The organism is Microcoleus sp. Pol7_B2 (genome assembly GCF_036701035.1).
GTDB lineage: Bacteria > Cyanobacteriota > Cyanobacteriia > Cyanobacteriales > Microcoleaceae > Microcoleus.
Genome location: NZ_JAUBQB010000115.1, coordinates 1 through 13598, shown reverse-complemented (window position 1 = coordinate 13598; position 13598 = coordinate 1). Strand labels below are relative to the sequence as shown.

Sequence of the window (13598 nt, the reverse complement as noted above, 5' to 3'; positions counted from 1 at the left end):
AGGCAGGAGCAGGAGCGTGACAATTAGCTCTCTGATTTGTCGAGCATTAATGTTAATTAACTGTCTACCTTATCGCCCTCAATCGACCGGACATGATATGAGAACTTCATTCCTAGTAGTTTTATGAGGACTGAAGCCCTCACTACAAACCTATTTAATTGTGGTCGTGACCGCTGACATGATATGATTTAATGCTAGCATTCTGTCGGAGCTTGGAAAAGTTCGAGATTTCTCAAACAAATCAACAGCCGTAAGGTACACAGGGAGCACGCTACATAATTAGGTTCTGCGTCCTGGACTCTAAGGCTGGTAAGATGGTGTACAGATACAGACTATTTAAATTCTAATTAATCCCTCTCTCTAAAATAATCATTTCCGAACCAACAACCGGACTTCTAGCTATTAACTTGCCTTCCATATTCGCAATTTCTAACTTGCTGAAATCGAGTGAGTTAGCCTCCTTCCACATCTTGGTTGCTAGTTGATTTTGCTCAACTACGCTGAGCTTGTACCAATCTTCAGCGACTTTTACTGTCAAAATGCTGCTGGAAAAATTAGCTTGAACAGACTCAACTAAACCGCCGCCCAGTCGATTCTTAATGTCAGTAACTTGATTTTGAATCCCAGCAATCAGAGACTGTTCGGGCGTCAGCGGGGGCGGTGGGATAATTTCTACTGGTTGCGGTTTTTCCGGCGCCACTAAATCGGGCAACTTGCTTTTGAATTTAGCAGAGATTGGCTCAGACGGTGCGATCGCCTCTGGCGATTTCGGCGTTCCCGATGCCATAAAATCACCAAAAGTTGGAGGCGACTCCTGCGCTGCTGGCAAAGGCACTTTTGCTACTTTCTCCGGCGGTTTTCCTGAGAAACTGTTGAAAGTTAAACCGACTGCAACGATCAGAATTGCTGCTATGGCGGCGTTTAAAATTGGATCGGACAGCTTCTGGTTCGTAGATGGTGGCAGTAGCGATCGCACTAGCCGCACAATACTTTGCCAAAGTACACCGACGTTCTGTAAAAAACTCCCTTCCCTGCGTTGGGATACAGGTTTTTTCTCAACTTTTACAGCAACTTTTGGTGGCACACTGTTAACTTCTGCTGCAACAGCGGGAGGAGTTACTGTTGCTGAGTCAGAAGCGGTGGGCGCGATCGGCTTTACTTGCTGCAAGGGGGGTTCGGCTGGTAATTTTTTGCCTTTTTTTCCCAAATTCCCAATCGATGCCATCAAAGTTTTGATTCTCTGATTTTTGGGAACCGCGCTGCTGGCATTTTGAGTTTTGCTGCCAATGGGGGCAGACTTTGCAGCCGAATCAACCTGCGGTGTCGGAGATTGAGAGGGTTCTGGAATTGACTGGTTTAGTTGTTCTTCTGACATTTTCTCTGCCTTGGGGCGTTGCAAATATATCTAAAAGCGATAAATTTTTAGTTGAGCCATCTCAACCTTAATTTATCATTTTATTAGTTGTAACCGAATCAAAATGAGCATCAAACGCCGTCACTTTCTAATTTTAGGCAGTCTCAGCAGCTTTGGTTTTGCCGGAGTCTGGAAAATGTTTCAGCTTCGGACTGCCTGGGGTACAGACGCCAACGCTGCTGTGCCTTCTAACGTTGAGGCAGAAAGGGCGATGGTCTCTTTGCCGGCCTCACCGCCTATTTTACGCTTTATTTCGGTAGCCGACACCGGTACGGGCGCTGAAGGTCAGTATGCTGTCGCTGAGGCGATGGCGCAATATCACCGGGAAAACCCTTTTAATGTTGCTGTTCTCGCCGGCGACAATATCTACAATAACGGTGAATTTGAAAAAATTAATGCTGTTTTCGAGCAACCTTATGGGCCGTTATTGCAGCAAGACGTAAAATTTTATGCTTGTCTGGGAAATCACGACATCCGCACTGGTAACGGCGACCAGCAAGTTAAATATGCGGGTTTTAATATGCAAGGTCGCTACTATACTTTTCGGCGCGACCCGGTACAGTTTTTTGCTTTAGATACCAATCACAATGCTGACTGGGAAAATCAGCTTGTTTGGCTGGAAAAAGAGTTGAGTCAGAGCACCGCACCTTGGAAAGTTGTGTTCGGCCACCACCCGATTTATTCCTCTGGCGTGTACGGATCGGATCAATCTTTTATTAAGACTTTGACGCCTTTGTTTCAAAAGTACGGCGTGCAGCTTTATATCAACGGACACGAGCACAGTTACGAACGCACTCGCTCGATTAACGGTACGACTTATTTAATTTGCGGGGCTGGGGCTGGCACTCGTCCGGTGGGGCGTTCTGAGTGGACGGAGTATTCTGCTAGCCGCCTGAGTTTTGCGACGTTTGATGTCTATGAAGACCGGATGTTTGTCAGTTCTATCGGTACTGACAAACGGGTTTTTGACCGAGGGGTGATTCAAGTGCGATCGGCTTAAATCTGATTGTTTTCCCAGACGTATCAGATGAATAGATTTATGTCAAGGTGCTTTTGTCGATATATTTAACTGCGACTTACACCTTGAATCAATATCACCATTCCCTCTTGACTTGAACTAAAATTCAACTTATAATATATTGTTATTTGATAGTAGCGTTAGAGGAATCTGAGTGAAAAGCGATACGTTAGTAAGAGGGAAAAATCCATTAGTAAGACCTTTCTTGAAATGGGCAGGAGGTAAAAGACAATTATTGCCAGAAATTATTAAGTATGTTCCTAAGCTGACAAGTAAACATACATACTATGAACCTTTCATAGGTGGAGGCGCACTCTTGTTTGAGTTACAACCCCAAAAAGCTGTTATCAATGATAGCAATAAAGAACTGATTAACTGCTATGAAGTAATCCGAGACTCATTAGATGAGCTGATGGAGGAATTAAGCAATGATAAATATAGCAATAGCGAAACTTCTTATTATCAGATGAGAGACTTAGATCGTTCAACGAAAAAATATGAACTTTTGTCTGAAGTGGAAAAAGCAGCACGAATCATTTATCTAAATAAAACTTGCTATAATGGTTTGTTTAGGGTTAATTCCCAAGGTCAGTTTAATGTTCCGTTTGGTAGATATAAAAATCCCAATTTTTTAGATGACGCTGTTTTAATAGCTGTGAACAAATACTTAAATAGCAATAATATCACACTGTTAAATCAGGATTTTAAAGATGCTGTTAAAGATGCAAAGAAAGGAGATTTTGTTTATTTCGATCCTCCTTACGATCCTGTGTCGGAAACAGCTTCTTTTACTGGATATGATGTCAATGGCTTTAATAGAGACGAACAAAAACGACTAAAAGAAGAGTTTGACGCTTTACATAAAAGAGGTTGCAAGGTAATGCTGAGTAATTCTTGTACGGATTTTATTCTGGATTTGTACAAGGATTATCAGGATACAATCATAAAAGTTAGGGCAACGAGAAGTATCAACTCAAATGCCTTGAAAAGAGGTATGGTTGATGAAGTATTAGTTTTGAATTATGAAATTAAGGATAAATAAATATGAGTAAAAGCCAGAAAACTGCCAATGACAAAGCTTGGGAAATATTATTTGAAAGGCATAAGATATTAGAAGAGGTAGAGAAAAATGGTTTTTTTGAAATAGCATCTGGTCAAATTAATCAAGAAAGAGAAAGCAGGCTGATGGCAAAGTTCGATCACTCGGTTAATTTGCCAGATATCTTTCGAGAAAATCATCTATCCATATTGCCCATTTCTCGTTCTAAATACGTTATTGGGAAGTTTGATACACACTTTGAAGTTAAATATGATAGTGAAAGTGAAGTTATTCCTTTTGAGTTTCCTCCCGGGATAGAGAGTATAGATTACACAAATTTATATTCTGAAAGTTCCGCATTGCACTGTGCATTTAATATCGGTATTATAGATGATTTATTCTGCGAAAAAACAGCTTATACTGTTTCTGGGAGAATGTCTACAGAGTCCTTTGATTTTAATATTATAAATTCACTCGCCAACGAACCATATTCAATCAAAGTTAAAAATTCTCAGTGTGAAATAGATGCAGGATTTGAAAGTGAAAATTATTTTATATTGATAGAAGCTAAAAAATATTTTATTAAGAATTTTTTGATTCGACAACTTTACTATCCTTACAGATTGTGGTCAAAAAAAATAACTAAAAAAGTAATTCCAGTATTCATGACATACTCTAACGACATTTTTAGTTTTTTTATTTATGAATTTAGCAATGATAAAGATTATAACTCTCTCCAACTGATAACACAAAAGAATTATACGATCGCTCCCGAAGAAATACAACGGAGTGATGTCGATCGGGTATTCAATAATATTAAAGTAATTGCAGAGCCAGATGTTCCATTGCCACAAGCTGATAAATTTGAGAGAGTAGTAGATTTATTATCATTGTTATTAGAAAGAGATTTAACCAAAGATGATATTACAGAAAACTATGAATTTGACCGTAGGCAAACTGACTATTATACTAATGCTGGCCTGTATATTGGACTGATAGAAAATTATAAAGATTCCCTGACAAAAAAAGTTACTTTTTGCTTGACCAGTGAAGGAAGGTCTATTTTACAGAAAAGACCTAAATTAAAATATCTAGAGTTGATTAATAAGATTTTAGAACGTCAAGTTTTTTATTTAGTGTTTCAATTAGCGCTTAAACTGGGAGGAATTCCGCCAGAAGATAAAATCTGTAAAATAATCTCAGAAATTCGTCTCGATCTTAATCCTACAACTATCAAAAGGCGTTACTCTACTGTCCGAGGGTGGATTTTTTGGATTTGGTCCCAAATCAAAGACTAAAATTCGGATAGTTTGATTCTCTGGGTTTTTAATATCTTCAACCTAGTTTTGCTTCGGGGCCCTCGCAGAAAGGGACGCGGCAAGACTTTAAAAGGTGCGGAAGCAGACATTTATCTAGAAATAACGGCCCTATAATATTTATCACAACTAGAACTCAATAGAAATACTTCTGAAGTTCTTACCGGAGGTCGCGTGGCATTAAACAGACAGTGCCGGAGCCATCGGCAAAAAGTTTTCGTTAGAATTATATATGTCAGCCTCGCCGGCAAAAATGCCCGATCGCCCGATTGGCGGATTTAGCTCCGGCTGTGCCAAAATTGTCTAACTCGCTCACAAGTGTTACCAGTCAAAGATCGTGCTGTGACACTTTACCCCACCAAGCTCATGCAAGATTTTATTAATAACGTCTCTCGCTACCCGCGCTTTTTCATTACGATATGTCTGGGAATTTTCTTTTTCCTGTTCGAGCGACTCAAACCCCTGCTCGATCGACCGGCAACTGCGATCGCCCTGATTAGTTCGATTGTAGCGACTTTTGTCTTTCTAACTTTTACACTGCGGGCTATGTTAGGCCTGAGTTCGGTTTAAAGCCAAGCTAAAACGCAAACATCAACGGCAAATTCAGTTAAAACACTAACTCCCAAAGTAGCTGCCAATTCTTGCAGGCGATCGCACACTTGACAATAGTCGCTGCGATAGATTGGAAGAGGAAAAAAATTGGGCTAGTTACGCCAGTGCTGCTCAACCAAGGCGCAGGCAAACATTACCGAAGTGCAGGGCGTTTGGGGCTATCAACATTCACTGGGGAAATACTGCACCTCTGTTTCCCCGGTGTCCCACTTAATCATTAGGAAGCGGCACACCCCGCCCCGCTTTCCTCTCCCGTTAACCTGACGGTATCACGAGAGTTTCCAGCGGACAAGACAGATGAAGTTTGAACATATCTATCAATTTTTTCAAGACCCCCCTCCTGTTTATCTAAACAAGGAATTAGCTGTGTGTTACATTCTCTCCGTGTTATTGCGCGGAGATTCCTACGGTACAGAACTGATTGGCCAACTAGAGAGGGAATTCCCCATCTACCGCCTTTCTGATACCGTTCTCTACAGCGCTCTGAAATTCCTCGAAGATGAAGGCGTCATCACCGGTTACTGGAAAAAAGTAGAAGGACGCGGCCGCCCCCGCCGGATGTATCAAATCCTCGCTGAGTGGCGGCACCAAGCTCAAGACCTTGCTCGTCTCTGGCACGATTACATTGGTCAGGGAAACGGCGCTTCAGAGCGTCGTTCCCGCCCCTTAGAAACTGGTCAGACGGGTTAACCGAGTTGGAATCGGATGCCTAAACCCTGGAGATGCTGGCGCTACTTGCAAAGCGATTTGCCTTCCTTGCCTTCGCTTTGCTCGATCGCCCGCGGCACAGCGATTAAAGCAGCTACACTACGTCAGGACTTACGCATTGTCACTTGAGAATTAGGGATGATGGGGAGATAGGGGAATTGGGTGATGGAGAGCAAAACGCCTTGCAGAAGAAGCTTTCTGCGAATTTTGATAACAAAGTGTCTGCGTAAGTCCTCGATCGCTTTCGTATGTCAAGTTATGTAAAGTAATAGTAGATAATTTCAATTACACAAACTTCTACCGATGGATACTGCTGTTCTTCCTTCAACATTTGTGCTAACGCTACTGCTGGCTGTTGGCTTGTTTTTCTTCATCAAGGCTTCAGTCAAAGATCGAATCGAACAAGTCAAGCTGGCTTCTGAGAGCGCTCAAGAGTCACTGTTAGCCGACTTACAACAGTATTTTGCCGATAGAGCTTACCGAGTTGCAGCCGTCGATGCCCCCAACTATAAAGTCACGTTTGAGGGTTTTGTGCGGCCGAGTTGGTTTCTAGCTATTTTTCTAACTCTGCTGAGTGCAGGCGGCGCTCTGTGCTTGGGACTGGTTTTGGGAATGCTAGTTCCTCAACAGGGTCAAATTTTCCTAGCTTTGGTACTGCTGTCCCCGCTAGCGGGGGTATTTTACTGGAAAAAAGCTGGACGCTCTGAGCAAGTCTCCCTCAAACTCGAATCAGTTGCTGAGTCGGGAAGCCAAACCAAGAGCTTTGTTACTGTCAGAGCTCACCGCGATGAACTAGCAGCCATGCAAAAAGCTTTAGATTTGAAACCGATCGATTAAAAGTTTGACGCGGAACGTTTTTTGATATGCTAGATGCCGTAGTTAGACTTCTAGCTGACAAACCGATGACTCAAGAGCGGCTCTTTCGTTGATAAACCAGTGATAAACCAGTGGCTGTTTTTTTGATCCACTTGTTCGATCGACCAAAAAGTAAAAAAAAACCATTATCGTGAAAGTGCCAATTGTGGCGATCGCCCTTGGGCTGCGATCAAGCCTGTTGCGATGGCTCCTTATACCCTAATTCGTAAGGACTTTTCGCAGAAATTTCAGTTGGCACTCTCCAGACAATGAGAACTCTCGCGCTTTTGTTAAAAGACTTAGAAAAACATTGCTGTCAATGTTTTGAGCTAAACATTTTGAGCTATGCGCGGCTGGCTGACACCACAGGAATTTTTTCTGTGGTAGCTTCCAACATCACCTTTAAGCTGGGAAACAAGAAATGGTTCTCTTCTACGTATTGGGCTCCAAATAAACCTTTTTCAGCCCAGAAGTATCTGTCAGTGGTATGCTCGTTACGCTTGACTAACAGCAAAGCTGGGGGAGCAATGCCTTCTGCATGGATGAACTTGCGAGCCGCTGTTACGGGTTTATCTTCGCCGCTCTCGATGCTATATTGAGGCACACACTCTAAAATTCTGCGTCCTTCTTGTCGGCGGCGACTCTTGCGTTTGCGTCTCCTGGCCAATTTCTTTACCTCCTCTGTGAGCAGACAGTATGAGCAGACAGGTTGTAATGATAGCTACCAAATCCGAGGCCAGTATATCCGTTCTAGCTCAAAATTTCAACTGTTTTTAATATATCGACATAATCTTAACATTCGTGCCGATCGACAAAAGTGTAGGGGTTGTGGTAGGGCTGGCCGCAAGTTCCGGCAAGATCCAAGGTTGGGGATCGGTGGAAGCTGCGCGGAGGGCGATGCGGGGCAATTTTGGTTCATGAAAGCCCCATGCCTTCAACATAGCTGCCTTCTATCAAAGGGAAGAAACCTGAAACCTAGAAGTCTCTCATCAGTAATCGGTAGCCGATCGTTTGTAATTTACTTAGAATTCCGTTAGATATCTTAATGTGGCGCTCATGTTAATGCCAGCCAGTTCAGAATTTGTCAAACTTTGCCGCTCGCAGGTGGCCATCGCCGTTAGTTTGGGAGCGAAATTCAGCGCGGTATACCTGACACAAGAGTTGGTAGAAGGCAGCGAAGCAAAGTTGGTGCCGATCGCAGTTTACCCAGAAAGCTCAGCCGAATCGGAAGAAAATCAGGGGTTGAGGTTGCAATGTTCCGAAAGCTCGACAGTGAAACCAGTGCCGCGACTGCTGGCGCCGCCGGTTCGGCCTGTGGAAGAATCAACGGTGGGGGCGATCGCACCCGAGCGACTTCCGGGTAAGGAGCGCAGTTCCCATCAGTGCCAAGGCCCGGAGAATGTGTGGCAGCAGCGGATGCAAATTGTGACGCCTCTGATACACGAGGGAGCTGTAATGGGACTCCTAGTCAGCGGTCGGCAAGACAGGCCTTGGAACGAGCGAGAAGAGGCTCAGATACAACAAATTGCTCGCACCTTAGCCCTAGCCTGCATTTTAGACCAGCGATCGCAGTGGATGCAGCAGGAATTGGGTACGAGTCGGCAAATCCAGGCTCAGGTTTACGACACGATGCACAATTTGCTGCACCAGTTCAAAAGTCCGCTGACAGCGTTGCGAACTTTTGGCAAGCTGTTAGCGCGGCGGCTGGTACCGGAAGACAAAAACCGCAATGTGGCTTTTAGTATTGTCCGAGAGAGCGATCGGCTGCAAGAGTTGCTGGGCCAGTTCGATCGAACCGTTGACACCGGCGAAGCACATCTAAAACTGCGATCGGGGACTTCAGAAAAAGCAATGTCCAATGTGGAATCAATCCGGCATTCTCCTCTGTCGCTGTTACCTGCTGCCAATTTGCAGGAATCCTGTTTTGTGGCAGAAGTCTTAAAACCGCTGTTAATTTCCGCCGAGGCGATCGCATCTGAAAGGCATCTGAAATTGCTAGCCGACATTCCGGCAGATTTGCCGCCAGTCTCAGCGAACGATCGAGCTTTGCGCGAAGTTTTGAGCAATTTAATTGACAATGCTTTGAAATATACCCCTGCCGGCCACCAAATTTATATTAAAGTCAGGTACAAAGCAGCGGATGGCGATCGGGCAGGATACAGCCAATTGCCTGCCATAGCAGTTGCCGTTAGCGACACAGGTTCCGGCATTCCTCCCCAGGATTTAGAGCATTTATTTGAGCGGCACTACCGGGGAGAAAAAGCGCAGACCGAAATTCCGGGTACAGGATTGGGTTTGGCGATCGCCCGCGATTTAGTCCGCCAAATGCAAGGAGAAATAGAAGTATTTTCCCCAGTCAATCCTAAATGGCTGCCATCGGCGGAAACTCATTTATATCCAACCGATCGCGGCACTACCTTTGTGGTTTGGCTACCAGTGAATAAGTAACGAACTCTATTGCTTAAAGACATTTTTTATGAAGCATCTACCTTTATCCAATCAAATTTCCAAGTTATCAAATTCTTTAAAAGTTTTCAAGAAAAACTTTTTTGGTGTACCGTTTTTAGCTTTTTTTAATATTATGACTCTTCTGATTTTGGGCGGGGTGAGCATATACGCCAAACTCAACAACAAGGGACGCGGAGTTGAACGCCTATTTAGCGACCCTTTTAATTTCTGGTTCCCTTACGAAGGCATTCTCACCGGAGTTTCCGAAGTTCTCGGGTGTCTCCCAGTCGCAATTTGTGCATTTACTTTCGGAGTGTTGCGCCAAAAAGATCGGGGTAGTAGATCGGCGATATTCTTATTTTTTAGTGCTTTACTCCTGGGAGCCTTTTACCTGGATGACAGGTTTCGGATGACTTTGATTATGTCTCGGTTGGGAATATCTAAGAAAATAATTTATTTGTGTTATGGGAGTGCAGTTTTCCTTTACGGAGTTAAGTTTTGGCGATACATCAAAACCACTCATTACCTGCCATTAGTTGCAGCATTCTTCTTGTTTGCTATCTCGCGGTTAGAGGATCTTTTAGAGACTCCACATCAAGCATTACACGCGATGCTAGAAGATGGCACTAAATTATTAGGTCTTGTGAATTTAGCCGTGTATTTTTGGTACGTCTGTCATCATGAAGTTTGGCGGCATTTCCAGCAAAGCGAAAATCGTTGATCGCGTCGATGATATTACAAAAAAAGTCGTTTCTGAATTAAGGGATCACTAAGCAACGCCGGCAATCGCATAAAACCAAAATAATTTCTTTGATTTTGATATGGCATTGGAAGATTAGCAAATTTTATATAGTAAATTAATAATCCAAAAGAAAGTCTGATCAACTTGTTGTCTCATTTAGAAGAACAAAATTTTTTTCGCTTCAAACTAGCTATCAGGGTGTATTAATATTGTATTTTCGCGCTCAACTCTTGTCCTATAGGTTGTGTTAATAATTTGACATTCCTCGGTAAAATTTGGGTAAACTTTCCAGCAATCTGTCAGATAACAATAGCATTTCGATTTATGAACAACAGTCCAAAGTTGTTCAAAGGTTTGGCGACTATGATCGCCTAATACCCATCCTAAAATAGCGGGTGTAAAGTGGTCTACTGCTGTCCATAACCAGATGCAAGTTTTTTGTGAGCCGACAAATGTTTCTAATTCATCCAATCCACCCAGTTGTGGATTTGTCTCTGTGCGCTCAAAATCTGGCAAGAGTTTTCCTACTGGTTTGAGCCAATTAATTATTGTCGTAGCACATTTTTGACTCTCTCAATTGCTCGCCAACCCATACCATTGACCTACATTTTTAGAGAGTAATTTTTAACTTCTTCAGAGTAACCTTTCTGAGGTTGATAGCAATCTATAAATTGTCTGCAACAACCGACACAAATATAATTCTGTTTACCTTTTTTTATGACCATTTTTATTAACAGAAGTTGCCTGACATTCAGGACATTGCAGAATATCTGCGTTTAATGAGTGTTATTTTTTTGCCGATCGCACTATAAACTTATCATACCCTAATTCAGCCGCGCCCTAATTGATGTATCACCGGGTTCATCAGCTTTGACTATTTTTTTACGAAACTCGATCGCAGAAAGTTTCATTTTTTCCGCTTATCTACTGACTGCACTGTACTCTATATACATGGAATAGGGGGTATTTTTACGGCACAGTTGGTAAGACCTCGGAAGAGATTGTTAAAAAATATATGGGAAACCAACACAATTAAGTTAGAAGAAGGTGGCTTTAGCCACAGCAGCCCGACTTTTGAAGGGGTGGACTTGCTGCGCGAAAAAAGTCTGTCATAATTCAGATTAATTAGCCATTAGCACTTACCCTGTTTTTATGCCACTGAAAACAGCTATACGATCAATTCAGCCCTATGAATTTTCTAGGCCATAGCTACCGCGAGATGGGTTCCTATACAGATAGTAGGCATCTCAATAATAAACTGCGTTCCCTGCTCTGGCGTAGAAATACACTCCAAGTGACCGCAGTGTTTTTCTAGCAGAATTTTTTTGCTGATTGACAATCCCATGCCTGTACCTTTTCCTATTGGTTTAGTAGTAAAAAAGGGAGTGAAAAGTTTAGCACGAACTTTCTCAGTCATGCCAGCGCCATTATCGGCAATTGTTACCCGAATGCCTGAACCCGTGCTAATATTCTCCTGCGAACTACCCGGTAGGACTTCAGTACGAATCAAAATTTTGGGGTGAAAAACTGCACCCTCTTCTCTACTTTGCCGCTCTTCTAAAGCATCTATAGCATTCGCTAAAAGGTTCATAAACACCTGGTTGAGCTGACCTGCGTAACAGGTTACAAGCGGCAATTCACCATAGTCTCTAATCACATTAATAGCAGGACGATCTGACTTAGCCTTGAGGCGATGCTGCAATATCATCAAGGTGCTATTAATACCTTCGTGAATATCTACTGATTTGATTTCAGTTTCATCTAAGCGCGAAAAATTGCGTAGAGACTCCACAATTATACGAATGCGGTCGATACCTAACTGCAAGGAAGAAAGCAACTTTGGCAAATCGTCCATGATAAATGGCAACTCTCCATCTTCTATTGCATTGAGAATTTCTGCTTCTGGTTGTGGGTAATGCTGTTGGTAGAGATTCAACACATAGATGAGTTCTTTAATATAATCTTTCGCATAGGAGATATTGCCGTAAATAAAGTTAACCGGATTATTAATTTCATGAGCGACACCTGCGACTAATTGACCGAGACTAGACATTTTTTCACTTTGAACTAGCTGGAGTTGTGTCTCTTGCAGTTCTTGGACAAAATGCTCTAAGGCAAGAGCTTTTTGGTGTTCTTTTTCTTCACTGATACGGAGTGCTTGTTCTATTTGTTCGCGCCGCTCTATTTCAGACTGCAATTTCTGACCTAAACAAAAACTTCTCAAAGCTGTTAGCACTGTAGTGTATAGCTTTGATGTCGTTAATTCAGTTTTAGTTTTATAGTCATTTATATCATAATTGATAATAACGCTTTTTTCGGGTACTTGGCCGGGTTGACCAGTGCGTAAAATAATTCGCACTAACTGATTGCCTAACACTTCGCGGACATATTTCACAAACTCTAAGCCAGCATCATCCGTTTCCATGATTACATCAAGCAGGAGGATAGCCACATCAGGATGTTCTTGAATTAACTGTTTAGCTTCCTTAGCCGAATAAGCACTAATAAATTTTAAAGATTTATTTTCATAAACAAACTTTCTTAAGGCGAGATCGGTAGCTGTGTGCACTTGAGCCTCATCATCTACAATCAAAATTTTCCAGCTTTCTGTCGGAGAATCTTCTGATACTTCATCGGCAAAAAATAACTCTTCATCTGAGTTAACTTCTTCCGCAAATAACACTTCTTCAGATGATTTTTCATTTGAAAAGCCGTAAATATTCTTGTCCATTGCTGCTCACCTTTCTGTGTTACTGATGTTGGGATTTAGGAAACTACGGTTGTGAATCGATTTGGACGGGTAGCTTAATAATAAACTTGGTGCCGACTCCGACCTCACTTTTACATTCTATTTCACCCAGAAGTTTTTGGGTAACTAAATTGTAGACAATATGCAATCCCAACCCGCTACCACCCTGACCGCGTTTGGTAGTAAAGAATGGCTCGAAAATTTTACTTAAATTTTCTGGGGGAATGCCTTGACCATCATCGGAATATTCAAAGCTAAGTCGAGATCCCTGTTGCTGCCAATCAAAAGCCAGCTTTCCACTAGCGCCCGGTTCGTAAGCGTGAATCAGAGAGTTCATCAGCAAATTTGTGATAACTTGGGATAATGCACCTGGATAAGAATCTAGGGCTATTTTGGTGTCTCCCTTAATTTCGATCGAATGTTTGCTATTTCTCAATTTTGGTTTTAATTGGATTAAAATTTCATCGAGATAATCTCTTACCAAGAAAGTTCGTCCTTCTTCGCTAGAGCGATCGACTGCTACTTCTTTAAAGCTCTGAATCAATGCTGCTGCCTGATTTAGATTAGTTAGAAGGGTGTTGCTGCTTTGGCTGGCTATATCCAAAAATTCTTCTAGTTCCGAGCGTTTCATTTTGCCACTCTTATAAGTAGAAGCAAATTCTGTGGTATGTTCTGCTAAAGCTGACGCAACGGTGAC

15 protein-coding genes and 1 pseudogene are annotated in these 13598 nt (G+C 42.4%); 10 read left to right on the top strand and 6 right to left on the bottom strand.

The genetic code is table 11. From position 1 onward, the window contains the following. Positions 1 to 343: 343 nt before the first annotated feature. Positions 344 to 1375 carry a hypothetical protein gene (locus QUA57_RS26660; protein WP_333064721.1) on the bottom strand — a complete coding sequence of 344 codons (1032 nt, stop codon included), beginning with the start codon at positions 1373 to 1375 and terminating at the stop codon, positions 344 to 346. 103 nt (positions 1376 to 1478) lie between these two features. On the opposite strand from QUA57_RS26660, the gene QUA57_RS26655 reads away from it, so the two are divergent. The 7 genes from QUA57_RS26655 (at position 1479) to QUA57_RS26625 (ending at position 6944) form a co-directional block, all read left to right on the top strand. Beyond that, entirely contained in the window at positions 1479 to 2414 is a 936-nt protein-coding gene (locus QUA57_RS26655; RefSeq protein WP_333064722.1) for a metallophosphoesterase, read from the top strand. Positions 2415 to 2586: 172 nt separating this feature from the next. Further along, positions 2587 to 3474, top strand: a complete 888-nt coding sequence (locus tag QUA57_RS26650; RefSeq protein WP_333064723.1) for a DNA adenine methylase — start codon at positions 2587 to 2589, stop codon at positions 3472 to 3474. Positions 3475 to 3476: 2 nt separating this feature from the next. Beyond that, positions 3477 to 4769, top strand: a complete 1293-nt coding sequence (locus tag QUA57_RS26645; protein WP_333064724.1) for a type II restriction enzyme — start codon at positions 3477 to 3479, stop codon at positions 4767 to 4769. A gap of 384 nt (positions 4770 to 5153) precedes the next feature. Next, complete coding sequence (locus QUA57_RS26640; RefSeq protein WP_190657763.1) at positions 5154 to 5357, top strand: DUF751 family protein; 204 nt, start codon at positions 5154 to 5156, stop codon at positions 5355 to 5357. Positions 5358 to 5696: 339 nt separating this feature from the next. Continuing rightward, positions 5697 to 6089, top strand: a complete 393-nt coding sequence (locus QUA57_RS26635; protein WP_333036786.1) for a PadR family transcriptional regulator — start codon at positions 5697 to 5699, stop codon at positions 6087 to 6089. Positions 6090 to 6104: 15 nt separating this feature from the next. Then, positions 6105 to 6236 carry a hypothetical protein gene (locus QUA57_RS26630; RefSeq protein WP_333064725.1) on the top strand — a complete coding sequence of 44 codons (132 nt, stop codon included), beginning with the start codon at positions 6105 to 6107 and terminating at the stop codon, positions 6234 to 6236. Positions 6237 to 6410: 174 nt separating this feature from the next. Continuing rightward, on the top strand, positions 6411 to 6944 hold the full coding sequence (locus QUA57_RS26625) for a cofactor assembly of complex C subunit B (protein ID WP_333036782.1): 534 nt from the start codon (positions 6411 to 6413) through the stop codon (positions 6942 to 6944). 361 nt (positions 6945 to 7305) lie between these two features. Here the strand turns inward: QUA57_RS26625 and QUA57_RS26620 are convergent, their stop codons facing one another. Beyond that, positions 7306 to 7629 (bottom strand): DUF3155 domain-containing protein, encoded by a 324-nt coding sequence (locus QUA57_RS26620; protein ID WP_006635576.1) that lies wholly within the window; start codon positions 7627 to 7629, stop codon positions 7306 to 7308. Between the two features lie 106 nt (positions 7630 to 7735). Then, positions 7736 to 7903, bottom strand: a complete 168-nt coding sequence (locus QUA57_RS26615; RefSeq protein ID WP_333064726.1) for a hypothetical protein — start codon at positions 7901 to 7903, stop codon at positions 7736 to 7738. 121 nt (positions 7904 to 8024) lie between these two features. Here QUA57_RS26615 and QUA57_RS26610 point away from each other — a divergent pair, with 121 nt between their 5' ends. Both QUA57_RS26610 and QUA57_RS26605 read left to right on the top strand, forming a co-directional pair. Next, positions 8025 to 9410, top strand: a complete 1386-nt coding sequence (locus tag QUA57_RS26610; RefSeq protein ID WP_333064727.1) for a sensor histidine kinase — start codon at positions 8025 to 8027, stop codon at positions 9408 to 9410. A 133-nt stretch (positions 9411 to 9543) separates the two neighbouring features. Continuing rightward, on the top strand, positions 9544 to 10131 hold the full coding sequence (locus QUA57_RS26605) for a hypothetical protein (RefSeq protein ID WP_333064728.1): 588 nt from the start codon (positions 9544 to 9546) through the stop codon (positions 10129 to 10131). Between the two features lie 14 nt (positions 10132 to 10145). On the opposite strand, the pseudogene QUA57_RS26600 reads toward QUA57_RS26605, so the two are convergent. Continuing rightward, a pseudogene (locus QUA57_RS26600) lies at positions 10146 to 10917 on the bottom strand (IS1 family transposase). 166 nt (positions 10918 to 11083) lie between these two features. Here QUA57_RS26600 and QUA57_RS28810 point away from each other — a divergent pair. Further along, the gene (locus QUA57_RS28810; protein ID WP_445304510.1) at positions 11084 to 11188 is read left to right on the top strand and encodes a transposase; all 105 of its coding nucleotides are present in this window, start codon (positions 11084 to 11086) and stop codon (positions 11186 to 11188) included. Between the two features lie 162 nt (positions 11189 to 11350). On the opposite strand, the gene QUA57_RS26595 is transcribed toward QUA57_RS28810, so the two are convergent. Together QUA57_RS26595 and QUA57_RS26590 are read right to left on the bottom strand one after the other, a co-directional pair. Beyond that, on the bottom strand, positions 11351 to 12883 hold the full coding sequence (locus QUA57_RS26595) for an ATP-binding protein (RefSeq protein ID WP_333064730.1): 1533 nt from the start codon (positions 12881 to 12883) through the stop codon (positions 11351 to 11353). Positions 12884 to 12926: 43 nt separating this feature from the next. Further along, positions 12927 to 13598, bottom strand: a 672-nt coding sequence (locus QUA57_RS26590; protein WP_333064731.1) for a HAMP domain-containing sensor histidine kinase, incomplete at its 5' end; no start/stop codon positions are given.